Consider the following 22,247-nt stretch of genomic DNA (forward strand, 5'->3'; position numbering starts at 1 on the left):
CGCACCCCCCCGTACGCCCCGAACGCCCCGCAGGCCGCACCGGCCCGCGGGGCGTTCGCGTTGCCCCGGCACCCGACGCCCGGCATCCCTTCCACACCTCCATCCCCCGTAGTCCAAATGCATGTATCGCTCTCTTGACTGGCGTCACAAGGGCGCCATACTGGCTTCACTCCCGCCCGCACGACGAGGTGCCAGCCCATGGAGCTCTCCCCCTCAGCGCACGTGGACACGTTCTGTCGAGACCATCTCCCGCCCTTCGAGCAGTGGCCCGAACTCCTTTTCGAACTCCCGGAGTTGGCCTACCCCGACCGCCTGAACTGCGCGGCGGCCCTGCTTGACGACACCATCGCCCGACTCGGGCCCGACCGCCGCTGCCTGCTCACCCCCACCGACCGGTGGAGCTACGGCGAACTGCGCGACCACGCCGACCGGATCGCCCGGCTGCTCACCGAGGAACTGGGCCTGGCCACCGGCAACCGGGTCCTGCTACGCGGCCCCAACACGCCCTGGCTGGCCGCCTGTTGGCTCGGCGTGCTGAAGGCCGGCGGCGTGGTGGTCACCACCATGCCGCTGCTGCGCGCGGCCGAACTGACCGAACTGACCAGGATCGCCCGACCCGCCCTCGCCCTGTGCGACCACCGCTTCCTCGCCGAGCTCGACCGGGCGGACACCCCCGGCCTGCGGATCCTGCCCTTCGGCGGCCCCGGCCGCGAGGACCTCACCGCCCGCTGCGCCGCCCACCGCCCCGGCTTCACCGCCGTGCCGACCGCCGCCGACGACGTCGCGCTGATCGCCTTCACCTCCGGCACCACCGGCCGCCCCAAGGCCACCCTGCACTTCCACCGCGACGTGCTGGCCAACGCCGACACCTTCTCCCGGCATCTGCTCCGCCCAACCTCCGACGACCTGTTCACCGGCACCCCACCGCTCGGCTTCACCTTCGGCCTCGGCGGCCTGCTGGTCTTCCCGCTGCGCGTCGGCGCCGCCAGCCTGCTGCTCGAACAGGCCACCCCCGAGCAGCTCACCGAGCAGGTCGCCCGCCACGGCGTGAGCGTGCTGTTCACCGCGCCGACCGCCTACCGGGCGATCCTGGCCGCCGGGCTGGCCGACCGGCTGGCGGGCGTACGGCGCTGCGTGTCGGCGGGCGAGCCGCTGCCCGCCGACGTCTGGGCGGCCTTCCACGCCGCCACCGGCCGACGGCTGATCGACGGCATCGGCGCCACCGAGCTGCTGCACGTGTTCATCTCCGCCGCCGACGACGACATCCGGCCCGGCGCGACCGGCCGTCCCGTCCCCGGCTACCGGGCCGCGATCCTCGACGAGCACGGCGACCCGGTCCCGGACGGCCGACCCGGACTGCTCGCGGTCAAGGGCCCGACCGGCTGCCGCTACCTGGACGACGAGCGTCAGCGCGACTACGTCCGCAACGGCTGGAACCTCACCGGCGACACCTACCTGCGCGACCGGGACGGGTACTTCTGGTACCAGGCCCGCAACGACGACATGATCGTCTCCGCCGGCTACAACATCGCCGGCCCCGAGGTGGAGCAGGCGCTCGCCGCCCATCCGGCGGTCGCCGACTGCGCCGTGGTGGCCGCACCGGACGAGCGGCGCGGCACGGTGGTCAAGGCGTACGTGGTGCTGCGCGAGGGCGTGTCGGCGGGCGCCGAGACCGTCAAGGAGCTCCAGGAGCACGTCAAGCGCGCCATCGCGCCGTACAAGTACCCGCGCGCGGTCGAGTTCGTCCGCGAGCTGCCGCGCACCGCGACCGGCAAACTGCTGCGCGTCGAACTCCGCCGGAGGGCCGCCCTGGAACCGCGACCGAACCCCGCCAGCATCACCGTCGAGCGCCGGGTCGAGTGGTCGGACACCGACGCCGCCGGGCACTACCACTTCTCCGCCGTCCAGCGCTGGGCCGAGGCCGCGGAGGCGGCGCTGCTGCGCCGGCTCGGGCTGGCCGAGCTGTTCGGGCGGATCCCCCGGGTGCACTTCGAGGCGGACTACCGGGAACGGCTCTGGTTCGGGGACGTGGTCCGCACCGAGCTGCGGGTGGTCCGGGTCGGCGGTTCCTCGCTGCACTACGCCTTCGAGGTGCACGGCCCGCAGGGGCTGGCGGCCAGCGGCCGGATGTCGGTGGTGCACGCCGCACCGCGGGCCGGGGGCGCCGAGCCCTGGCCCGACCCGGTCCGCCGGGCGCTGACCGAGGCCGGGCCGCAACAGGCCGAGGTGCTGGCATGACGACCGGAGCGCGGCCCACGGCCGGCACCGCCCGGCGGATCGCGGTCATCGGCGGCGGCCCCGGCGGTCTCTACTTCGCCGCGCTGGCGCGGCAGTTGGACCCCGACCGCGAGATCACCGTGTTCGAACGCGACGACCGGGAGGACGAGTTCGGCTTCGGCGTGGTCTTCTCCGACGAGACCCTGGACGGCATCGCCCAGGCCGACCCCCGGGTCTTCGCCGCGATCAGCGCCGAGTTCGCCCGCTGGAGCGACATCGACATCCGCTACGCCGGCCAGGTCCGCACCAGCGGCGGGCACGGCTTCGCCGCGCTGGACCGCAACCGGCTGCGCGCCGTCCTGCAACAGCGCTGCGCCGAGCTGGCGGTGGACGTGCGCTACCGCACGCCCGCCCCGCCGGTCGCCCGACTCACCGCCGACTACGACCTGGTGGTGGCCGCCGACGGCATCCACTCGGCCACCCGGTCCGGCTGCCCCGAGGCCTTCCGCACCGAGCTGGACGAGCGGCACTGCCGCTACATCTGGCTCGCCACCGACCGGGTCTTCGAGGCCTTCACCTTCATCGTCGAGGAGTTCGACTTCGGCACCGTCCAGGTGCACGCCTACCCGTACAGCGCCACCCGCTCGACCTTCATCGTCGAGATCGCCGCCGACGCCTGGCGCCGCGCGGGCTTCGAGGCCCTGGCCGCCCGGGAGTTCGCCCGCGGCGAGAGCGACCTGGCGAGCGTACGGCGCTGCGCGGAGCTGCTCGCCGGCCACCTGGACGGCCACCGGCTGATCCCCAACGCCTCCCGCTGGATCCGCTTCACCACGGTGCGCAACGCCAGTTGGCGCCACCGCAACCTCGTCCTGCTCGGCGACGCCGCGCACTCCGCCCACTTCTCGATCGGCTCCGGCACCAAACTGGCCCTGGAGGACGCCCTCGCACTGGCCGCCTCGCTCGCCGAACAGCCCACCCTGGACAGGGCGTTGGCCGCCTACGAGGCCGAACGGCGGCCGGTGGTGGAGTCCACCCAGCGCGCCGCCCAGGCCAGCCTGGAGTGGTTCGAGACGGTCGGCCGCCGCACCGGGCAGGGCGTCGACCAGTTCGCCTTCGACCTGCTCACCCGCAGCCGCCGGGTCACCTACGACAATCTGCGCGCCCGCGACCCGGAGTTCACCGCCGCCGTGGACACCGCCGTCGGCGGCTCGCCCGGGGTGCCGCCGATGTTCCGGCCGCTGAAGCTGGGCGCGCTGGAGCTGCGCAACCGGATCGTCGTCCCCCCTCTGGCCACCTTCACCTCCCCGGACGCGCTGCCCAGCGCCTTCGACCGGGCCCAGTTGACCGCCCACGCGCTCGGCGGCGCCGGGCTGGTGATCGCCGGGATGACGGCGGTCGACCCGGCGGGCCGGGCCACCGACCGCTGCCCCGGGCTGTGGACCGACCGCCAGGAGGCCGCCTGGGCCGAACTCCGCTCAGCGGTGCGAGCGGTGAGCGACACCCCGATCGGCCTCCAGCTCACCCACGCCGGCCGCCGGGGCGCCACGGAGGCGCCCGGACCGGACGGCATCGGCCGCCCGCTCGCCGGGGGCTGGCCGCTGCTCGCCCCCTCGCCGCTGCCCTGGGACTCCGCCGCCGCGACCCCGCACGAGGCCGACCAGGTCCGACTGGCCGCCGTCACCGCCGACTTCGCGGCCGCGGCGGAGCGGGCCGCGCGGGCCGGATTCGACGTGCTGGAGCTCCAGTTCGGCCACGGCCACCTGCTCTCCTCGTTCCTCTCCCCGCTCACCAACCACCGCACCGACCGCTACGGCGGCCCGCTCGCGAACCGGCTGCGGCTGCCGGTCGAGGTGCTCACCGCGGTACGCGCCGCCTGGCCCGCCGGACGGCCGCTGCTGGTCCGGATCTCGGCCGCCGACTGGGCCCCCGGCGGCACCACCGAGGCGGAGGCGGTGGCGATCTGCCGGGCGCTCGGCGAGGCCGGGGCGGACGCGGTGGACGTGTCCACCGGCGAGGTGGTGGCGCACCAGCGGCCGCCGTACGGGCGCGGCTACCAGACGCCCTTCGCCGAACTGGTGCGCACCGCCACCGGACTGCCGACCGTCGCGGTCGGCGCGATCTCCGGCCACGACGACGCCAACTCCGTCCTGCTGGCCGGCCGCGCCGACCTGGTCGCGATCGGCCGGGCCCAGCTGCACGACCCGTTCTGGACCCTGCACGCCGCCGCCGAGCAGGAGTACACCGGCCCGGGCGCGCCCTGGCCCGAGCCCTGGCTGGCCGGGCGCCGCAGGCCGCCCGGACCGGGCGCCGACCGGGTCGCCCCGCGGCTGCACCTGCTGCGCGCGCCCGCCCCGCCGGTCCACCGCCGGTGGCGGCCGACCCCGACCGAGGAGTGAGAGAAGCATGGACCTGCCCCGCTTCACCGCCGCCGCCGTCCAGGCCGCCCCGGTCTACCTGGACCCGGGCGCCACCGTGGACAAGGCCGTCGCGCTGATCCAGGAGGCCGCCGGGCACGGAGCCGAACTGGTGGTCTTCCCCGAGGTCTTCGTGCCCGGCTACCCGTACTGGAACTGGACGATGACCCCGGTCCAGGGATCGCCCTGGTACGAGCGGCTGTACCGGGCCGCCGTGGACGTCCCCGGGCCGTACGTGGACACCCTGCGGGCCGCCGCCCGACAGGCCGGGGTGGTGCTGGTGATCGGCGTCAACGAGCGCGGCCGGCACAGCCTCGGGGTGCTCTACAACACCCTGCTGGTCATCGACTCCAACGGCGAACTGCTCGACGTGCACCGCAAGTTGGTGCCGACCTGGGCGGAGAAGCTGACCTGGACCCAGGGCGACGGCAGCTCGCTGCGGGTGCACCGGACGGCCGTCGGCCCGCTCGGCGCGCTGGCCTGCGGGGAGAACACCAACACCCTGGCCCGGTTCACTCTGCTGGCCCAGGGCGAACTCGTCCACGCCGCCAGCTACATCGCCCTGCCGGTGGCCCCCGAGGACTACGACATGGCGGAGGCGATCGCCCTGCGCGCCGCCGCCCACTGCTTCGAGGGCAAGCTGTTCACCGTGGTCTCCTGCTCCACCATCTCGCCCGCGATGGTGGACCTGATCGCCGGCGAGGACCAGCAGGTCCGCAAGCAACTCGCCCGCCCGCGCGCCGCGCTGTCCGGGATCTTCGGCCCGGACGGGCGGGCGGTCACCGAGCCGCTGGTCGACGAGGAGGGCATCGTCTACGCCGAGATCGACCTCGGCCGGTGCATCCAGCCCAAGCAGATGCACGACATCGTCGGCCACTACAACCGCTTCGACGTCTTCCGGCTGCATGTGGACAACCGCCCGCTGCGACCGCTGACCCTCCCCGACGACGCGACCTGACCCGACGACGCGACCTGACCCGACCTGATCTGACCTGATCTGACCTGAGCGAGGAGCCGCCATGACCGGCCAAGACCGCTACGACGACGACCGGATCGGCCGGGCGCGGGTCACCGACAGCCCGGAACTGCTCGCCTACTACGAGGAGTTGGCCAAACACGAGGCCGGCGCCCTGTGGACGGTGGCGAACGAGATCGAGCCCTGGTACCCGCAACCGAAGTCCGTCCCGGTGCTCTGGCGCTACACCGACCTGCGCCCCCTGGTCCGCAAGGCCCTGCCGCTGGTGAAGGCCGACGACGCGGGCCGCCGGGTGGTGATGCTGGTCAACCCCGGGCGCCGCGAACTCAGCGCCGCCGTCGGCCTGTTGTACACCGGCCTGCAGATCATGGGCCCCGGCGAGGCGATGACCGCGCACCGCCACCAGGCCGCCGCCCTGCGCTTCGTGCACGAGGGCGAAGGCGCCTGGACGATCGTGGACGGGCAGAAGCTCAGGGTCGGCCCGCGCGACTTCGCGATCACCCCCAACGGCAGCTGGCACGAGCACGGCAACGAATCCGCGTCCGACCCGGTGATCTGGCAGGACGGGCTGGACATCCCGCTGGTCAACACCCTCGACGCCAACTTCTACGAGGTCCACCCGGACCTCCACCAGCGGCCCGGCCCGGTGCCGAACTCCTCGCTGCTCAGCTACGGCGGCAACCTGCTCCCGTACGGCGTGGAGAAGTGGAGCCGCCCGTACTCCCCGCTGCTCGGCTGGCCCTGGGAGCCCAGCTACCACGCGCTGTGCCAACTCGCCCGCGCCACCGAGGGATCCCCGTACGACGGCGTGATCATGGAGTACACCAACCCGGTCACCGGCGGGTCGGTGATGCCCACCATGGGCGCCCACCTGCAGCTGCTCCGGCCCGGCCAGGCCACCCGCGCCCACCGGCACACCGGCTCGGTGGTCTACACCGCGGCCAAGGGGCGCGGGGTCTCGGTGATCGCCGGGCAGCGCTTCGAGTGGCAGCAGGGCGACGTCTTCGTCGTCCCGTCCTGGGCCTGGCACGAGCACGCGAACCTCGACCAGGGCGAGGACGCCTGCCTGTTCTCCTTCAACGACTTCCCGGTGACCCACGCGCTCGGGCTCCACCGCGAGGAGTCCTACCCGGACCACGACGGCCACCAGCCCACCACCCCGTAACAGGAGTTCACCGCCATGCAGTTGCTGACCTACCGCGCCGACGGCGAGTCCACCCCCCGCCTCGGCGCCCGGACCGGCCCCGACCGGGTCGCCGACCTGACCGCCCTCGCCACCGCCGCCGGGGTCGAACTACCGGGCACCCTGCTGGAGTTGATCCGGGCCGGAGCGCCCGCCCTGGCCACCGCCCGGGCCCTGCTCGACCAGGCGGGCCCGACCCGACCGCTCACCGAGGTCACCCTGTGCGCCCCGCTGCGCCCCGGCAAGATCGTCGGCGTCGGACTCAACTACGTGGAGCACGTGGCCGAGTCGCACCTCAGCCTGGACACCGAACGCGAACTCCCGGACCGCCCGGTGCTGTTCGGCAAGCCCGCCACCGCCGTCACCGGCCCGGGCCAGCCGATCCTGCACAACGCCGACCTCACCAAGCAGCTCGACTGGGAGTGCGAACTCGCCGTGGTGATCGGCGAAACCGCCTTCCGGGTGGACGAGGCGGACGCCCTGCGGCACGTGTTCGGCTACAGCATCGTCAACGACGTCAGCGCCCGCGACCAACGCCGGTCCGGGCAGTGGTTCTTCTCCAAGGGCCAGGACAGCTACGCGCCGTTCGGCCCGGTCGTGGTCACCGCCGACGAGATCCCCGACCCCCAGGCGCTCGACCTCTCGCTGCGGGTCAACGGCGAACTGAGGCAGGACTCCAACACCCGCCACATGCTGTTCGGCGTCGCCCGGCTGATCGCCGACATCTCCGCCGGGATGACCCTGGAAACCGGGGACGTCATCGCCACCGGCTCCCCCTCCGGGGTCGGCGCCGGAATGGTCCCGCCGCAGTTCCTCCAGCCCGGCGACCTGGTCGAGGCCACCATCGAGCGGATCGGCACCCTCGCCAACCCCGTGATCGACGCCCGCCGATAGGAGCCCGACGCAGATGACCAGCTACCGGATCGGCCAGATCGTCCCCAGCTCCAACGTCACCATGGAGACGGAGGTCCCCGCCCTGCTGCGGGCCCGCGAGGCGATCGCCCCCGAACGGTTCACCTTCCACTCCAGCCGGATGCGGATGACCAGGGTCACCCCCGAGCAACTGCGGGCCATGGACGCCGAGTCCGACCGCTGCGCCGCCGAGCTCTCGGACGCCCGGGTCGACGTGATCGGCTACGCCTGCCTGGTCGCGGTGATGGCCACCGGCCCCGGCTACCACCGCGAGGCCGAGCAGCGGCTGCACCGCCGCACCGTCGAGAACGGCGCGCCCGCGCCGGTGGTCACCAGCGCCGGCGCCCTGGTCGCCGGGCTGCACACGCTCGGGGCGAAGAAGATCGCGATGGTCACCCCGTACCCCCGCCCGCTGGCCCGGACGGTGGTCGACTACCTCGCCCGGGAGGGCGTCGAGGTGCTCGACCACGCCGCCCTGGAGATCGCCGACAACCTGGAGGTGGCCGCCCACGACCCGGCCCGGCTGCCCGCGATCGCCGAGCGCCTCGCCCACTCCGGCGCCGACGCCGTGGTGCTCTCCGCCTGCGTGCAGCTGCCCTCGCTGTCCGCCGTCGAGGAGGCCGAGCAACAGCTCGGCAAACCGGTGGTCTCGGCCGCGATCTGCACCACCCACCAGCTGCTGCGGGCACTCGGCCTGCCCGCCGTCGCCCCCGGCGCCGGGCACCTGCTCTCCGGGGCCTACCGCTGACGCCCTATGATCACCACCAGCCGTCGGGGAGGAGGGCCCAGCCATGCCGGAGAGCACGCCGAGCACGACCCGGCCCGGCTCCCTGATCAACACCGTCTACGGCGAGTACGTCCGCCGCCTCGGCGGCTGGATATCGATCGCCGACCTGATCGCGCTGATGGCCGAGCTGGACGTCGACGGCCCGGCCGTCCGCTCGGCGATCTCCCGGCTGAAGAAGGCCGGCACCCTGCTCCAGGAGCGCCGCGAGGGCACCGGCTACCGGCTGGCCCCGGCGATGGACCCGGTGTTCGACGAGGGCGACCGGCGGATCTTCCACAGCCTGGAGCCCGCCGCGCTCGCCGACGGCTGGGTGGTGGCGGTCTTCTCGGTGCCCGAGTCCGAACGCGCCCACCGCCACCAGCTGCGCTCCCGGCTGAGCTGGCTCGGCTTCGGCAACGCCGCCCCCGGCGTCTGGCTGGCCCCGGCCCGGCTGCTGCCGGACGCCCGCCGCCTGCTGGAGCGCCTGGACCTGAGCGCCTACGTCCACCTGTTCCTCTCCGCCGAGTACGCCGGCTTCGCCGAACTCCGTACGGCGGTGGCCGGTTGGTGGGACCTCCCGGCGATCGAGGCGCAGTACGCGGCCTTCACCGACGCCTGGGGCCCGCTCGCCGACGAGCTGCGCGGGCGGGACCAGGTCGACCCGGTCGAGGCCTTCCGGGACTACGTGCCGATGCTCACCCAGTGGCGGCGGCTGCCCTACCTCGACCCGGGACTGCCCGAGCCGCTGCTGCCCGCCGACTGGAACGCCCGCCCGGCCCGCGCCGTGTTCACCGAGGTGCACGGGCGGCTCGCCGACCCCAGCCTGCGGTACGTCGAGAAGGTGACCGGACTGACCCAGTCCACCGGACCGACCCCGTCCACCGGACCGACCCCGTCCACCGGACCGTCCCCGTCCCCGTCCGCCGGACCGTCCCAGCACCAGGAGCCGTCATGACCGCCCCCGCCGACCTGCTGATCCGCGCCGCCGCCGTGCACACCCTGGTGCCGGGCGAGCCGCCCCGACGGGCGATCGCCGTCACCGGCGGCCGGATCACCGCGCTCTCCGCCGCCCCGGACGGGCTGGACGCCCTGGTCGGCCCGGGCACCGAGGTGGTGGACGCCCCGACCGGGACGGTGCTGCCCGCCTTCGACGACACCCACACCCATCTGATCCTGGCCGGCCACAGCGTCCACGGCGTCCCCGTGTACCGGGCCCGCGACCTGGCCGGCTTCCTGGCCCTGATCCGCGAGCGCGCCGCCCGCACCCCGGCCGGGGAGTGGATCACCACCACGGTCAACTGGCAGGAGGTGCTGCTCGCCGAGCAGCGGATGCCGACCACCGAGGAGCTGGACGGCGTCACCACCGACCACCCGGTGCTGGTGCGCCGGGGCGCCTACAACATGGTGCTCAACTCGCCCGCACTGCGGCTGGCCGGGATCGACGAGGCCACCGAGTCGCCGGACGGCGGCGTGATCGAGCGCGACGAGCGGGGCCGGCTGACCGGTCGACTGATCAACCGGGCGACCGAGCCGGTCGAGCGGGTGCTGCCGCGCCCGACCCCGGCCGAGCGGATCGAGGGGCTGCGTGCGGCCTCCGCCGACTACGCCGCCACCGGGATCGGCACCGTGCGCGACTGCCTGGTCCCGGTCGAGGACCTCGACGTGCTGGACGCGGCCCGGGCCGAGGGCGCCCTCGCCGTCCGGGTCCGGGCGCTGGTCTCCGGTTTCGCGGCGCGCACCCCCGAGCAGGTGGACGCCCTGCTGGACCGGATGGACGACTGGCGCTCCGGCGGCCGGGACGACGCGCAACTGCGGCTGTGGGGCGTCAAGTTCGGCATCGACGGCGGCTTCGAGGCGGGCGCCCTGGAGCAGCCGTACCAGGGGCAGCCGTGCTACCACGGGCGGCTGCTCTGGGAGCCGGAGGAGCTGCTCGCGGCGGTGGAGCGGGTGGTCGACCGCGACTGGCGGGTGGGCGTGCACGCCTGGGGCGACCGCGGGCTGCGCGTCCTGCTGGACGTCTTCGAGCAGGTGCTCCGACGCCGCCCGGGCCTGGCCCCGGGGACCCTGGTGGTCGAGCACGGCGGACTGGCCCGGCCCGAGCAGCGGGCCCGGGCGATCACCCTCGGGATCCCGGTGACGGTGCAGCACCCGCTGCTGCACGACGGCGCGCTCACCCAGCAGCGCGCCTGGGGCGAGGAGCGCACCGCCGCGCTGTTCCCGCTGCGCGAGTGGCTGGACGAGGGGGCGCAGCTCTCGGCCGGCTCGGACTTCCCGGTCGGCCCGTACGGCGCGATGGTGTCGGTGTGGGGCATGACGACCCGCGGCACCACGGCCGGGGTGGTCGGCCCCGAGCACGCGATCGGGCGGGCCGAGGCGATCGCGCTGCACACCGTGAACGCCGCCCGGCTGACCGGGGAGAGCGGCGAGCGCGGCAGCCTGCGGCCGGGGGCGCTGGCCGACCTCACACTGTGGCCGGCCGACCCGCTGGACTGCCCGACGGCGGCGCTGCGCGAGCTGCTGCCGACCCGTACGATCGTCAACGGCCGTACGGTGCACGGCGGCTGACTAACCATCAGGCCGCGATGAGCTCCCGCAGGTCGACGCCATCGCGGTGCAGGGCGCGCAGGTCCTCGTGCAGGCCGGACGGCGGGACGACGAGCACGCCACCGCGCGCGTGGTCGAGGCAGTGGCGGGCGACCGAACCGCGCAGCAGCCGGCGCAGCCGACCCCGCAGCGAGCCGTGCCGACCGGCACTGATCACCAGCAGGTCGTTCGGCCGGTCGGCCAGCGCGGTCAGCACCGGCCCCGCCTCGCCGCGCATCACCAGCGGCTGGACGGGCAGGCCGACCGGCAGACCGCCGAAGGCCTGGCCGAGCGCGCTCTCCAGTCGGGCCTCGGCGGCGTCCCGCCAGGCGCGCAGCAGCGGCGGGCAGGGCCGGGCCCGGTAGCTGCGCTCGCCGCCGACCGGGGTCCAGGCCAGCACCGGGACCAGGACCGCCCCGCGGGCCCGGGCCTCCTCGGCCGCCCGGTGCAGGGCGGTGAGACTGTGCAGTGAGCCGCTCACTCCGACGATGACGCGCGCGCCGCCCGACATGATCCTTCGCTTTCTGAGGTCAATCCCGATTCAGTGTCTATAATTATGCTCCCATAGTGGCTCTATGGCCTGCAAATCAAAGGCATTCACTGAATGGTGCCTTGCATCGCCCTCCCGCCATCGCTCACCCGCCGTCATCGCCCACCCGCCCCCGGCCGGACCTCCTGGAGCAGCCCCCAGGTGAACTCGGCCTCCCACGGCCGCACCCGCCCGTCCGCGTCCGGCGCCGCGAAGTCCAGCCGGAAGCGGGTCGGCGCACTCCCCTCCCGTGGCACCGCCCCCGGGAAGGCCGCCCCCACGTCGCCCACCACACAGCCCCACGGCACCAGATCCGCCGCCGTCCGCAGCACCGGCACCGGGACGTCCGCCGCCCGCACCAGCCACTCGTTCAGCACCGGCGCACCGATCTCCGCCGGCCCCAGCAGCACCTCGAAGCGCAGCCCGGGCCAGAGCGGCAGCGCCCACTGCCGTGCGGTGCACGCGAGGTCGCCGATCCGGCGCGGCAGGCTCGCCTCCGCCGGCCCGAGCACGGCGGCGTACCGGCCCGCGCCGCGCGGGAACCCGGGCGCCCGGACCATCGCCTGCCAGCGCTTGTTCGCCTCCCGCATCGAGGCGCGGGTCGCCCCGAGCCGCCGCACCGCGTCCTCCACCAGCCCGGGGTGGTAGTCGGCCATCCGCCGCAGCAGGTAGAGCTGGAACTCGGTGACCCCGAACCCGTTGATCGCCATACCGGCAGGCTAGGACGTGTCTGGCAATTCCCGCCGGGCGCGCGAATTGCCAGACACGCCCTACCCCACACCCCACAATTCGAGCAGTTGTTCGATTTTCGGCGTACGCTGAACCCATGCACGGCACCGTCCACCTCCAGCCCTCGCTGTTCGAAGCAGCCGCCGACCCCCGGCTCGGCCCGCTCGACGGCCTCCAGCGCCTGCCGCTCGGCGACGGCGCGTGGCTGGACGTGCTGCCCGGCTGGCTGCGCGGGGCCGACCGGCTGTTCGAACAGCTGGCCACGACGGTGCCCTGGCGGGCCGAGCGGCGCGAGATGTACGAACGGACGGTCGACGTCCCCCGACTGCTCGCCTCCTACGCCGCCGACGACGAGCCGCCGCACCCCGTGCTCGGCGCGGCCCGGACGGCGCTCGGCCGGCACTACGCGCCGGAGCTGGGCGAGCCCTTCCGCACCCTCGGGCTCTGCTACTACCGGGACGGCCGCGACAGTGTGGCCTGGCACGGCGACCGGATCGGGCGCGGCGCCCGCGAGGACACCATGGTGGCGATCCTGTCCGTCGGCGAGCCGCGCGTCCTCGCGCTGCGGCCCCGGTTCGGCGGCGGGACGGTGGTGCGCCGGCAGCTCGGCCACGGGGACCTGGTGGTGATGGGCGGATCCTGCCAGCGCACCTGGGAACACGCGATCCCCAAGACCGCCCGCCCGGTCGGCCCGCGGATCAGCATCCAGTTCCGTCCGCACGGGGTGGCCTGAGCAGCCCGCCCGCCCGGCTGCCCGCCCCCGTCGCCCAGCGGCCGGCGGTCAGTCCTTGACCGCGCCCGCCAGCCCGGACACCAGCTTCCGCTGCACCGCGATGAAGAACACCAGCACCGGCACGGTCATCAGCGTGGAGGCCGCCATGATCCCGCCCCAGTCGTTCTCGTCCGGCTTGAAGAACACCAGCAGCGCCGAGGGCAGCGTCTGGTTCTGGGTGGCGCTGATGATGAAGGTCTTGGCGAAGACGAAGTCGTTCCACGCCGCGATGAAGGAGAACACACTGGTCGCGGCCAGGCCCGGGGCCACCAGCGGCAGCAGGATCCGCCACAGGATGCGGGTCCGGCTCGCCCCGTCGATCTGCGCGGCCTCCTCGATCGAGACCGGCACCGCCGCGACGAAGCCGCGCATCATCCAGATCCCGAACGGCAGCGAGAACGCCAACTGCACCAGCACCAGCGAGGCCAGGGTGTTCAGCCCGATGCCGGGGGCGAACCGTCCGGCGTCGCGGAACATGAAGAACAGCGGGATGGTCAGCGCCTCGACCGGGATCATCTGGGCGATCAGGAACATCACCATGATCGTGGTGCGGAAGCGGAACCTGAACCTGGTCACCGCCACGGCGGCCAGGAACACCACCACCGCCGAGAGCACCACCACCGACAGCGCGACCACCAGGCTGTTCACGAAGTACCGCCCGAAGCCGTCCACGCTGAGCACCTGACGGAAGCTCTCCAGCGTCGGGTGGGCCGTCCAGGGCTTCGGATCCAGCGCCTGCACCTCGCCCTTGGGCTTGAACGCCGAGAGCACCATCCAGAAGATCGGGAAGGCGGTGACCACCGCCACCACGATCGCGCCGGCGTTGGCGGCCGCCCTCCACCGCCTGCGGACGTTGCGGGGTCCGGGACCGCGCCGAACGGTCGTCGCCGTACTCACAGTTCGTTCCCCGTCCGTCGCAGGGTGCGGATGTACAGCACCGTCGGGATCACCAGGATCAGCAGCATGATCACGCCGATCGCCGCGCCCAGCCCGTACTGCGAGGAGGCGAACGCCTTCTGGTACGCGTACACGTTGAGCACCAGGTTCTGGCCGGCGATGCCGCCGCCCTCGGTCATCACGTAGATCTGGGTGAAGACCTTGAAGTCCCAGATCACCGACTGGATCACCACGATGGTCAGGATCGGCCGCAGCATCGGCGCGGTGATCCGGCGGAAGGTGGTCCAGGTGCCGGCACCGTCCAGGGCGGCGGCCTCCATAATCTCCTCCGGGATGGCGCGGATGCCCGCGTAGAGGGTGACCATCACGAAGGGGAAGGAGTGCCACACCACCACGGCGCCGACGATCAGGAACGCCGTCCACTTGTCGTAGAACCAGTTGAACTCGTGGAAGCCGCTCAGCCCGAGCCGCACCAGGGTGTGGTTGACCAGGCCGAGGTTGGTGTCGAACAGGAAGCTCCACACGGTCGAACCGGTCATCGCGGGCGCCGCCCAGGCGGCCATCGCCGCCGTGGTCAGCAGCAGCCGCGGCCAGCGGCCGACCTTGGTCAGCAGCACCGCGAGGGTGGCGCCGACCGCCAGGGTGGCGACCACGCAGAACCCGGCGAAGCCGACGGTCTGCACCAGCACCGTCCAGAACTGGCCGTCGTCGAGGATCCTCGTGTAGTTGCCGAAGCCGACGAAGGAGGTCGGGACGCCGCCGGAGGCCTGGGCCTGCCCGAAGTCCAGCACGGACAGCAGGCCGAGCTGGTAGATCGGGTAGGCGACCAGCGGAATCAGGATGACCGCGGCCGGCAGGAGCAGCAGCAGCGGGGGTCTGCGGCGCCGGCCGCCCGGGGGTGCGGCCGGCGCCCTGCCCCCACGGCGCCGCGGGGAAGGCGGCGCCGTGGGGGCGGTCGTGGTGGATGCGGACACGTGCGTGACCTGCTCTCTGTGACGAACCGGAAGAGGGAGCGTCAGTGCGCGACTGCCGGTGCGCGGCTGTCAGTGCGCGGCGAAGGCCGAGTTGATCTGCGCCGCCGCGTCGGCCGAGGCCTTGGCCACGTCCGCCTTGCCGGTGACCACCTGCTGCAGCATGGTCGGGATCACCGCCTGGGCGTCGATCTGCGCCCAGCCCTGGTCGAGCGGCACGAAGCGGGTGCCGGCCGCGATGGTGTCGGTGAACGGCTTCAGGAAGGCGTCCTTCGCCCCGACCTTGGCGCTGACGGACTTGAGCGTCGGCAGGTTGCCCATCGCGTCGTACATCTGCTCCTGGTACCCGGGGCTCGCCAGCAGCTCGGCGAACTCGACGGCCAGGGTGCGGTGCTTGGCCGCCTTCATCACCCCGAGGTTGTTGCCGCCCGCGAAAGCGGGGGCGATCGAGCCGGGCTTCTCCCCGGGCAGCGGCACCACGCCGTACTTGCCCTTGACCGCGCCCGCGTCCACCTTGCCGCGGTTGGAGTTGAGCAGGATCGCCGTCGCCGACTTGCCGGCCGCGAACAGGTCGACGGTCTTGCCGCCGGTCAGGTCGGCGCACTGCTGGGCGGGGCAGCCGTCCGGCCCGAACAGGTCGGTGTAGCGCTTGATCCCGGCCTGCGAGGCGGACGAGTCGATGGCGGCCTTGAACGCGGAGCCGTTCTTGGCGGCGATGTCGCCGCCCGCGTCCCAGACGAAGGGCAGCGCGGCGAAGGTGTACTTGCCGCCGACCGCGATGCCGAAGGTGTCGGGGTGCGCGGCGTGGATCTTCTGCCCGGCGGCGACCAGTTCGGCGTACGAGCTGGGCGGGGTGAGCCCGGCCTCGGTGAACAGGTCGGTGCGGTAGTACAGGGCGCGGACACCGACCCACCACGGCAGCCCGTAGGTCTTGCCGTCGACCACCGCGGTCCTGGCGATCGCCGGGTCGAGGTCGCCCTTGTCCTGCCACTTGTCCAGCTCGGCGCCGATCTCGGCGAGGCCGCCGGCGGCGACGTAGCCGGGCAGGTCGGTGTTGCCGAACTCGACCAGGTCGGGGGCGCTGTTGGGGTCGTTGAAGGCGCCCTTCATCTTGGCGGCGCGGGCCGAGGCGTCGGTGTCGATGTAGCTGACCTTGACGGTGACGCCCTGGTGGGAGGCCTGGAACTCGTTGACGGCCTTGGTGACCACGGCCTCCTTGGCCGCGTTGCCCGCCTCGTTGTACAGCCACACCTGCAGCGTGCCGGTCCGGTCGTCGGCGGCCTTGTCGCCGGCCGGTGCGGCGGTGCCCGGGGCGCAGGCGGTGGCGGCGAGGCAGCCGACGGCGAGCACGGCGGCCGCGGCGGCCCGACTGGTGAGTCGCATGGGTGGAGACCTCCCCTCCCGACAGCTGCCGCCGAGACGCGCGCCGCTGCGGACGGGCACGTCGAAGCAGGCCCTGACCGGGGCCGATGGTGGGTGAGTGGTGGGGGTGAACGGCAGGGCGCAGCGCCTCGGGTGGGCGACGCCGCCTGCTCGATGGCAGGGACGTTAGGCGTGGGCGATCGGCCCCAACAAGAGGCGGTTCACGAAGTTTTGCACTGCACAACGTTGTATCGCAGATGCGCCGTCCCGGGCCCGAAGGGGTACGTTCTGACAACCGCCGCCGTCGTGCGGGGGAACACCAGCGGAACCGGACCAGGGAACGGACCCATGACGGAGACGTCGCCCCAGCAACCCCCACCCACCACCTCGGCGCCCGCGCCGTCGACGCCCGCGCCCTCCTCGAAGCCCACCACCGAGCGCAACCAGTCCTCCTCGCTGCGCCGGGCGCTCGCCGTGCTCGGCCACGTCCGGGACCACGGCGACGGGCGCGGCGTCCCGCTCGCCCAACTCGCGGACGGGCTGGGCCTCAACAAGAGCACCGTGCTCCGGCTGGCCGGTCCGCTGCTCGACGAGCACCTGCTCGAACGGGACCGCGAGACCGGCTGGTTCCGCCTCGGCCACGGCGCGCTCCGGCTCGGCCAGGCCTACCTGACCACCCTCGACCTGCGCAGCGTCGCCGCCGAACACCTGCGTCGGCTCCAGCGCGAGGCCGGCGAGACCGTCCATCTGACCGTCTGGCAGACCCCGGGGATCGTCTACCTGGACAAGGTCGAGGACGAGACCAACGTCCGGATGGCCTCCCGGGTCGGCAGCCGGGCGCCCGCCTACTGCACCGCCACGGGCAAGGCGATCCTCGCCTGGCTGCCCGAGGAGACGGTCACCGAGGTGGTGGCGGCCGGCCTGCGCCCGGTCACCGCCTGGACCATCTCGGACGAGACCCGGCTGCGCGCCGACCTGGCCCGGATCCGGGCCCGCGGCTACTCCATCGACGACCGGGAGAACGAGCCCGAGGTGCGCTGCGTGGCCGCGCCGATCTTCGACCACACCGGCGAGGTCACCGCGGCGCTCTCCGTCTCCGGCCTCACCTCCCGGATGACCGCCGCCCGGGTCCGCGCGCTCGGCCCGGTGGTCGCCCAGGTCGGCCTGCGGATCTCCCGCGAACTGGGCTCCGACCGCCAGCCGTCCTGACACTGGTCGGCGTTCGGGCAACGCTCATCGGGCCAGTAATGCGGACGGGGCCCGGCGCCTGGAAAGGCACCGGACCCCATCCGATCATGGAGCGCCAGGCCCGGATCGCACGGACTCTTCCTACTGAAAGTAGGACGTGCTCTGGTAGCACCGCTGACGCCTGACGAGGAATCATCTCCCTCGCGACAGGAAGTACAGTACAAGCTCCGTGATCACGCACCAAATCGGAGGGGAACCCCGCATGACGAACGCCCGACCGGAGGCCGTTCCGTACGCGGACGGACGGCTGCTGGACGTCCACCGCCCGACCGCGGCCACCGCCACCGGGCCCGCCCCCGTGGTACTGCTCTGGCACGGCTCGGGCCCCGACGAGCGGGACGTGCTGCACACGCTCGCCCAGGAGGCCGCCGGGCTGGGCCTGTTGGTCCTGGTCCCGGACTGGCGCTCCGACCGGGAGGACGGCGGCCGCGCCGACCTGCTCGCCTCGCTCGCCTTCGCCCGCCGCAACGCCGCCGCGTACGGCGGGGATCCGGAGCGCTTCGTGCTGGCCGGCTGGTCGCTCGGCGGCCGGGAGGCCGTCGCGGTCGCCACCCACCCGGACACCCCGGCCGAGCTGCGCCCCACCGCCGCGGTCGGGATCGCCTCCGCCTACGGCCGCCCGGCCGCGACCACCGGCGACGTCCCGCTCGACCACCTCGCGACCGACCCCTCCCCGGTGCCGATCCTGCTGGTGCTGGGCACCACGGACGAGGTGGTGCCGGCGGAGCTCACCCACCAGCTGCGCACCGTCGTGCCGACCGCCGAACTGCTCGAACTCCCCACCGACCACGCCGGCGTGGTGATGACCGCCTACAGCCCCGCGGCCCAGCGCTGCCTGCCCGCCACCGACCCCGCCACCCTGGCGGCCGGCCGGCGCACCGCCGCCGTCCTCGCCCGGGCGGCCGGGATCCGGTAGTACGACTGTCATAGCCGACCGGCACCATGGCCGTCATGACCACCACGGCCGAGGACGCATTGATCGACCGGCTCCGGCAGCACGTCGGCCCGGCCCTGCCGCCGCCCGTCACCGCCGAGCAACTCGCGGCCGCCGAGGCCAAGTTGGGCTTTCCGCTGCCACCGCTGTTCGCCCGCCTCTACCGCGAGGTGGGCGACGGCGGGTACGGCCCGGACGGCTACCCGCTGTGGCCACTGAGCCAGGTCGTCGCGGGCGGGCCGGGACACCCGTACGGCGTGCTGGAGTTCCTGGACTGGGGCTGCGGGATGACCGGCGCCGTGGACTGCCTGACCCCGGACGCACCCGTCCTGCTGATCGCCCCCGACGAGGAGCACGAGCCGCTGCGGGCCGATTCCCCCTCGCTCGCCCGCTGGTTGGCCGACTGGCTGGACGGGCGCGCATGGTGGGAGGAGGAGGTGATGGCGGAGCAGGGCGGCGAGCTACTCCCGCCGTGGCCCGCGGCCGCCGCCCGTATCGCGGCTCAACTCCCTTGAGGGAAACAGTCGTTGGGTCAGTTCCCGGTGACCAGGTCGCGCAGCCCGTACCCGCGCTCCAGCGCCTCCAGGTCCCGCTGCAGCGGCGGGCGCGGCACGGTGAGCACCGGGCAGGTCGCGTGCCGGACGCAGTAGGCGCTGATCGACGGCCGGATCAGCCGGGAGAGGCAGCCGCGCTCCCGGCCCGCGCCGAGCACCAGCACGTCGTCCGACCGGTCGGCGCAGCGCACCAGGGTGTGGGCGGTCTCCCCGCGGACGGCCTGGCAGCGCAGCCGCACGCCGGTGTAGCGCCCGGCGAAGGCCTCGTCCAGGGCCTGCCGCAGCCGGGCGACGGCGGCGTCGCGGCCGGCGTCGACCACCGGCGGGCAGACCGAGCGGCGGTACCCGAGCTCCTCCCCCGGCGGGGTCCAGCACAGCACGGCGAGCACCTCGACGTCGGTCCGCCGGGCCTCGGCCACCGCGTGGTGCAGGGCGGCGAGGCTGCCGAGTGAGCCGCTGACGCCGACCACGATCCGGCCCTCGTCCGCACCCGTGTCCGCGTCCGTCATGGTCCGCCCCGCCCTTCCGCCTCTGCGCCCCGGGCGCGTCCGTCGTGCACGATGCGTCCGCCGCGACCGCCCTGCGGCGCGTCACCCCAGCAAAGCGGTCCACCCCCGTCCGGCCCGGCCCGTTGACGCGGCTCTGACGCGCTGCCCGGCATTCCGTACGCGTCCCTGATGCCCGCGCGGCCCGCGACGCCCGCGCCACCCTCGATGCCCGGGCAGCGGACGGGGCAGCGGAGCGGGCCTGCGACGCATCAGGCGTCCGGCGCCGTCCCGTCCGGGCACTGCTCGCCGATCGGCGGGACCGGCAGCGGACGGGCGGCCCGGGCGCGGAAGCCCTCCAGCAGCAGGGCGAGGTAGCGGCGCCAGAGGTCCGGGTGCAGTGCGGTGATGGCGGGCAGGGCCTGGCAGAGCGGGCCGAACAGGGACAGCAGGTCCCTGGCGTCCACGTCGCGCCGCATGGCGCCCTGCTCCTGCGCGCGGGCGATCAGCGCGCCGACGGTGGCGGCGTGGCCCCGGCCGATCCCGATCGCGCCGGGGACACCAGAGACACCGGGGACACCCGGGACGGCCCGGGTGACCAGGTCGTTGATGCCCCGGTCAGCGGCGACGAGTTCGAGGATCCGCTCGAAGTAGCGTTCCAGGCCGGTCCAGGCGTCCTCGGCGGCGAGCGCCTCCTGCCCGGCGGCGGCCAGTCCGACCCCGGCGTCCGCGAAGACCTCGGCGATCAGCGCGTCGCGGGTGGGGAAGTGCCGGTAGAGGGTGGCGTTGCCGACGCCGGCCTCCTTGGCGATCCGGTCCAGCGGGACGTCGAGGCCGTACCGGGCGAAGCTGTCGCGGGCGGCGGCGAGCAGCAGGTCGCGGTTGCGCTGGGCGTCGCGCCGGAGCCGTACCGGAGGGTTCGCACTGCTCGGTGCCATGCGCAGACCCTAGCAACCGTACGGCCGCCCGGAGTTCACCGACTCGACGACCGGAGCAGCCGCCGGGTGCACCGCCGGCGCCGAGCCGGTCGGAGCCGGTCGGAGCCGGCAACTACCCTACGGGGGCACGAATCAGCAGCGGCCCGCAGCGGCCGCACAGTACGGGGGCGGGGCGACATGGCCACGGTGACGGAGTTGCGGTACTACCCGGTGAAGGGGTGTGCCGGAGTGCGGGCGGAGCAGGCGGAGTTGACCAGGGCCGGGCTGGCCCACGACCGGGCGTTCATGGTGGTGGACGAGCGGGGCGTGTTCCGCTCCCAGCGGCGGGACCCGCTGCTGGCCACCGTCCGCCCGGCGGTGGAGGAGGACGGCGGGCGGCTGCGCCTCGTCGCCCCCGGGGTGGAGCCGGTGGCGTTCGCCGTGGACACCGTGGGCCCGCGCCGCGAGGTGCAGCTGTTCGGGGCGCCGTACCTGGCCGTCGACCAGGGCGCGGAGGCCGCCGAGTGGCTCTCCCAGGTGCTGGGCTCGCCCAGCCGACTGGTCCGGGTGCCGCCGGAGCACGACCGGGTGACCGACGGGCTGACCCCGGGGACCTCCGGCTTCGCCGACAGCAGCGCGGTGCACCTGCTGTCCCGCGCGACCCTGGACGACTTCAACGCGCGCATCGACGAGGGCGCGGCCCCGGTGCCGGTGGACCGGTTCCGCCCGAACGTGGTGGTGGACGGCTGGCCGGAGCCGCACACCGAGGACCTGCTCCGCCGGTTCACCGTCGGCCGGACCGGCCCGGATGCGCGGACGGGCTCCGGGACGGGCGCCGAACTCGGCTACACCAAGCTGGCGATCCGCTGCGCGGTGACGCTGGTGGACCAGACCACCGGCGGCAAGGCCGGTCCGGAGCCGCTGCGCACCCTGGCGCGCTACCGCCGGGCGACGGCCGGCGGGGTCGCGTTCGGCAGCAAGTTCTCCGTCCTGCGGCCGGGCACCCTCCGGGTCGGGGACGAGCTGACGGTGAGCGACTGGGGGCCGTCCGAGCTCTGAGGTCCACCCGGCCGGTTGTCGGCACGACCGTGGCCCCGGCGGGCGTCCGCCGGGGCCACGGTCACGTCCGAGGACGTCAGCAGGTCTGGTCGATCAGCGAGAACGTGGCGTAGTGGTCGCCGGTGTAGTAGTCCTCCTGGGCGGCCTCGCCGGTGATGATCCGGCGGGTACCACGGGTCGGCGCACCCGGGGTGATGACGGTGTACTCGTGGTAGTACCCGTACGACTGGCTGGGCAGGACGCCCTCTCTGTTCTGGAAGACCACGCCGTCCTGCGAGTACGGGAACGGCCCGTCCGAGGCGATCAGGTTCAGGGTGTCGGTGGCCTGCGACGGCAGCGCGGAGAGGCACACCGTGCCGCTCACGTCGGCGTGCGCGTCGGTGGCGACGGCGACCGGGGCGAGAGTCATCAGGGCGACGGCGGTGATGGCGGCAGCGCGAGTCTTCCACGCGCGTAGAGTGCGAGTCATGTCCACCAGTGTGGCGAGCCACCGACAAGTCCGAAAGGGTCGCCGACAACTTTTTACCGGTGGGTAACTCACCTTTCCCGCCTGCGACTTGACCCGTACAACCACCCCCGGAGGCCGACCGCCGAGGCCGTCCACGAACCGCCCGTACCACCCTTGGGTCGACCGCCATCGAACAACCGACGGCCCCGCTGTCGGGCTCCTCACACCTTCACAGCACTCCCACAACGGCTCGCCCGCGCCGCATAGAGTGACGGAGCGTGTCGGGCGGCC

Annotated in this window: 20 protein-coding genes and 2 pseudogenes; 14 read left to right on the forward strand and 8 right to left on the reverse strand. The window is 73.8% G+C overall.

The window, feature by feature from the left end; all coding sequences use genetic code 11:
- Nucleotides 1-198: 198 nt before the first annotated feature.
- From ACIP4P_RS35815 to ACIP4P_RS35855, 9 genes and pseudogenes are all read left to right on the forward strand, one after another.
- Nucleotides 199-1,809 (forward strand): annotated as a pseudogene (locus tag ACIP4P_RS35815) (AMP-binding protein); the annotation flags it as partial.
- A gap of 105 nt (nt 1,810-1,914) precedes the next feature.
- Nucleotides 1,915-2,238, forward strand: a pseudogene (locus tag ACIP4P_RS35820) (acyl-CoA thioesterase); the annotation flags it as partial.
- Entirely contained in the window at nt 2,235-4,613 is a 2,379-nt protein-coding gene (locus tag ACIP4P_RS35825; protein ID WP_400925751.1) for an FAD-dependent monooxygenase, read from the forward strand. The pseudogene ACIP4P_RS35820 and the gene ACIP4P_RS35825, both read left to right, overlap by 4 nt.
- A 7-nt stretch (nt 4,614-4,620) precedes the next feature.
- Complete coding sequence (locus ACIP4P_RS35830; protein ID WP_400925753.1) at nt 4,621-5,589, forward strand: carbon-nitrogen hydrolase family protein; 969 nt, start codon at nt 4,621-4,623, stop codon at nt 5,587-5,589.
- Nucleotides 5,590-5,650: 61 nt separating this feature from the next.
- The gene (locus ACIP4P_RS35835; RefSeq protein ID WP_350512575.1) at nt 5,651-6,772 is read left to right on the forward strand and encodes a cupin domain-containing protein; all 1,122 of its coding nucleotides are present in this window, start codon (nt 5,651-5,653) and stop codon (nt 6,770-6,772) included.
- 15 nt (nt 6,773-6,787) lie between these two features.
- Nucleotides 6,788-7,684 (forward strand): fumarylacetoacetate hydrolase family protein, encoded by an 897-nt coding sequence (locus ACIP4P_RS35840; RefSeq protein WP_400925755.1) that lies wholly within the window; start codon nt 6,788-6,790, stop codon nt 7,682-7,684.
- A 13-nt stretch (nt 7,685-7,697) separates the two neighbouring features.
- A complete protein-coding gene (locus ACIP4P_RS35845) occupies nt 7,698-8,450 on the forward strand; it encodes an Asp/Glu racemase (RefSeq protein ID WP_400925757.1) in 753 nt (250 codons plus the stop codon).
- A 43-nt stretch (nt 8,451-8,493) separates the two neighbouring features.
- Entirely contained in the window at nt 8,494-9,423 is a 930-nt protein-coding gene (locus ACIP4P_RS35850) for a PaaX family transcriptional regulator C-terminal domain-containing protein (protein WP_400925759.1), read from the forward strand.
- The gene (locus tag ACIP4P_RS35855; protein ID WP_400925761.1) at nt 9,420-11,033 is read left to right on the forward strand and encodes an amidohydrolase; all 1,614 of its coding nucleotides are present in this window, start codon (nt 9,420-9,422) and stop codon (nt 11,031-11,033) included. Before ACIP4P_RS35850 ends, ACIP4P_RS35855 begins: the two co-directional genes overlap by 4 nt.
- 7 nt (nt 11,034-11,040) lie before the next feature.
- Here the strand turns inward: ACIP4P_RS35855 and ACIP4P_RS35860 are convergent, their stop codons facing one another.
- Complete coding sequence (locus tag ACIP4P_RS35860; protein ID WP_400925763.1) at nt 11,041-11,562, reverse strand: universal stress protein; 522 nt, start codon at nt 11,560-11,562, stop codon at nt 11,041-11,043.
- A 134-nt stretch (nt 11,563-11,696) separates the two neighbouring features.
- On the reverse strand, nt 11,697-12,290 hold the full coding sequence (locus ACIP4P_RS35865) for a hypothetical protein (RefSeq protein WP_400925765.1): 594 nt from the start codon (nt 12,288-12,290) through the stop codon (nt 11,697-11,699).
- A 116-nt stretch (nt 12,291-12,406) separates the two neighbouring features.
- Between ACIP4P_RS35865 and ACIP4P_RS35870 the strand changes: the two genes are divergently transcribed.
- Complete coding sequence (locus tag ACIP4P_RS35870) at nt 12,407-13,042, forward strand: alpha-ketoglutarate-dependent dioxygenase AlkB (RefSeq protein ID WP_350512582.1); 636 nt, start codon at nt 12,407-12,409, stop codon at nt 13,040-13,042.
- A gap of 48 nt (nt 13,043-13,090) precedes the next feature.
- Here ACIP4P_RS35870 and ACIP4P_RS35875 read toward each other — a convergent pair whose 3' ends face one another.
- The 3 genes from ACIP4P_RS35875 to ACIP4P_RS35885 form a co-directional block, all read right to left on the reverse strand.
- Nucleotides 13,091-13,978, reverse strand: coding sequence for a carbohydrate ABC transporter permease (locus ACIP4P_RS35875; RefSeq protein WP_350512583.1), 888 nt, complete (start codon nt 13,976-13,978; stop codon nt 13,091-13,093).
- Complete coding sequence (locus ACIP4P_RS35880) at nt 13,975-14,952, reverse strand: carbohydrate ABC transporter permease (protein WP_400925768.1); 978 nt, start codon at nt 14,950-14,952, stop codon at nt 13,975-13,977. The genes ACIP4P_RS35875 and ACIP4P_RS35880 overlap by 4 nt, the downstream gene beginning before the upstream one ends.
- A gap of 69 nt (nt 14,953-15,021) precedes the next feature.
- Complete coding sequence (locus ACIP4P_RS35885) at nt 15,022-16,332, reverse strand: extracellular solute-binding protein (RefSeq protein ID WP_400925770.1); 1,311 nt, start codon at nt 16,330-16,332, stop codon at nt 15,022-15,024.
- A gap of 327 nt (nt 16,333-16,659) precedes the next feature.
- Between ACIP4P_RS35885 and ACIP4P_RS35890 the strand changes: the two genes are divergently transcribed.
- From ACIP4P_RS35890 to ACIP4P_RS35900, 3 genes are all read left to right on the forward strand, one after another.
- Entirely contained in the window at nt 16,660-17,520 is an 861-nt protein-coding gene (locus ACIP4P_RS35890; RefSeq protein ID WP_400925772.1) for an IclR family transcriptional regulator, read from the forward strand.
- A gap of 241 nt (nt 17,521-17,761) precedes the next feature.
- On the forward strand, nt 17,762-18,475 hold the full coding sequence (locus ACIP4P_RS35895) for an alpha/beta hydrolase family protein (RefSeq protein ID WP_400925775.1): 714 nt from the start codon (nt 17,762-17,764) through the stop codon (nt 18,473-18,475).
- Nucleotides 18,476-18,510: 35 nt separating this feature from the next.
- Nucleotides 18,511-19,008 carry an SMI1/KNR4 family protein gene (locus ACIP4P_RS35900; protein WP_400925778.1) on the forward strand — a complete coding sequence of 166 codons (498 nt, stop codon included), beginning with the start codon at nt 18,511-18,513 and terminating at the stop codon, nt 19,006-19,008.
- Nucleotides 19,009-19,025: 17 nt separating this feature from the next.
- On the opposite strand, the gene ACIP4P_RS35905 is transcribed toward ACIP4P_RS35900, so the two are convergent.
- Nucleotides 19,026-19,556, reverse strand: coding sequence for a universal stress protein (locus ACIP4P_RS35905; RefSeq protein WP_400925781.1), 531 nt, complete (start codon nt 19,554-19,556; stop codon nt 19,026-19,028).
- 248 nt (nt 19,557-19,804) lie between these two features.
- The gene (locus tag ACIP4P_RS35910) at nt 19,805-20,470 is read right to left on the reverse strand and encodes a TetR/AcrR family transcriptional regulator (protein WP_400925784.1); all 666 of its coding nucleotides are present in this window, start codon (nt 20,468-20,470) and stop codon (nt 19,805-19,807) included.
- A 177-nt stretch (nt 20,471-20,647) separates the two neighbouring features.
- On the opposite strand from ACIP4P_RS35910, the gene ACIP4P_RS35915 reads away from it, so the two are divergent.
- A complete protein-coding gene (locus ACIP4P_RS35915) occupies nt 20,648-21,508 on the forward strand; it encodes an MOSC domain-containing protein (RefSeq protein WP_400925786.1) in 861 nt (286 codons plus the stop codon).
- A 76-nt stretch (nt 21,509-21,584) separates the two neighbouring features.
- Here the strand turns inward: ACIP4P_RS35915 and ACIP4P_RS35920 are convergent, their stop codons facing one another.
- Nucleotides 21,585-21,917, reverse strand: coding sequence for a ribonuclease (locus tag ACIP4P_RS35920; RefSeq protein WP_350512657.1), 333 nt, complete (start codon nt 21,915-21,917; stop codon nt 21,585-21,587).
- Between the last annotated feature and the right edge of the window lie 330 nt (nt 21,918-22,247).

It is taken from the genome of Kitasatospora sp. NPDC089509 (assembly GCF_044749365.1).
In the GTDB taxonomy this organism is placed as follows: domain Bacteria; phylum Actinomycetota; class Actinomycetes; order Streptomycetales; family Streptomycetaceae; genus Kitasatospora.

Coding starts and splice junctions, on each gene's coding strand:
- ACIP4P_RS35860 (WP_400925763.1), bottom strand. CDS start 11,562: ATGTCGGGCGGCGCGCGCGTCATCGTCGGAGTGAGCGGCTCACTGCAC.
- ACIP4P_RS35885 (WP_400925770.1), bottom strand. CDS start 16,332: ATGCGACTCACCAGTCGGGCCGCCGCGGCCGCCGTGCTCGCCGTCGGC.
- ACIP4P_RS35850 (WP_400925759.1), top strand. CDS start 8,494: ATGCCGGAGAGCACGCCGAGCACGACCCGGCCCGGCTCCCTGATCAAC.
- ACIP4P_RS35895 (WP_400925775.1), top strand. CDS start 17,762: ATGACGAACGCCCGACCGGAGGCCGTTCCGTACGCGGACGGACGGCTG.
- ACIP4P_RS35855 (WP_400925761.1), top strand. CDS start 9,420: ATGACCGCCCCCGCCGACCTGCTGATCCGCGCCGCCGCCGTGCACACC.
- ACIP4P_RS35890 (WP_400925772.1), top strand. CDS start 16,660: ATGACGGAGACGTCGCCCCAGCAACCCCCACCCACCACCTCGGCGCCC.
- ACIP4P_RS35900 (WP_400925778.1), top strand. CDS start 18,511: ATGACCACCACGGCCGAGGACGCATTGATCGACCGGCTCCGGCAGCAC.
- ACIP4P_RS35920 (WP_350512657.1), bottom strand. CDS start 21,917: ATGACTCTCGCCCCGGTCGCCGTCGCCACCGACGCGCACGCCGACGTG.
- ACIP4P_RS35845 (WP_400925757.1), top strand. CDS start 7,698: ATGACCAGCTACCGGATCGGCCAGATCGTCCCCAGCTCCAACGTCACC.
- ACIP4P_RS35830 (WP_400925753.1), top strand. CDS start 4,621: ATGGACCTGCCCCGCTTCACCGCCGCCGCCGTCCAGGCCGCCCCGGTC.
- ACIP4P_RS35905 (WP_400925781.1), bottom strand. CDS start 19,556: ATGACGGACGCGGACACGGGTGCGGACGAGGGCCGGATCGTGGTCGGC.
- ACIP4P_RS35835 (WP_350512575.1), top strand. CDS start 5,651: ATGACCGGCCAAGACCGCTACGACGACGACCGGATCGGCCGGGCGCGG.
- ACIP4P_RS35825 (WP_400925751.1), top strand. CDS start 2,235: ATGACGACCGGAGCGCGGCCCACGGCCGGCACCGCCCGGCGGATCGCG.
- ACIP4P_RS35865 (WP_400925765.1), bottom strand. CDS start 12,290: ATGGCGATCAACGGGTTCGGGGTCACCGAGTTCCAGCTCTACCTGCTG.
- ACIP4P_RS35910 (WP_400925784.1), bottom strand. CDS start 20,470: ATGGCACCGAGCAGTGCGAACCCTCCGGTACGGCTCCGGCGCGACGCC.
- ACIP4P_RS35915 (WP_400925786.1), top strand. CDS start 20,648: ATGGCCACGGTGACGGAGTTGCGGTACTACCCGGTGAAGGGGTGTGCC.
- ACIP4P_RS35870 (WP_350512582.1), top strand. CDS start 12,407: ATGCACGGCACCGTCCACCTCCAGCCCTCGCTGTTCGAAGCAGCCGCC.
- ACIP4P_RS35840 (WP_400925755.1), top strand. CDS start 6,788: ATGCAGTTGCTGACCTACCGCGCCGACGGCGAGTCCACCCCCCGCCTC.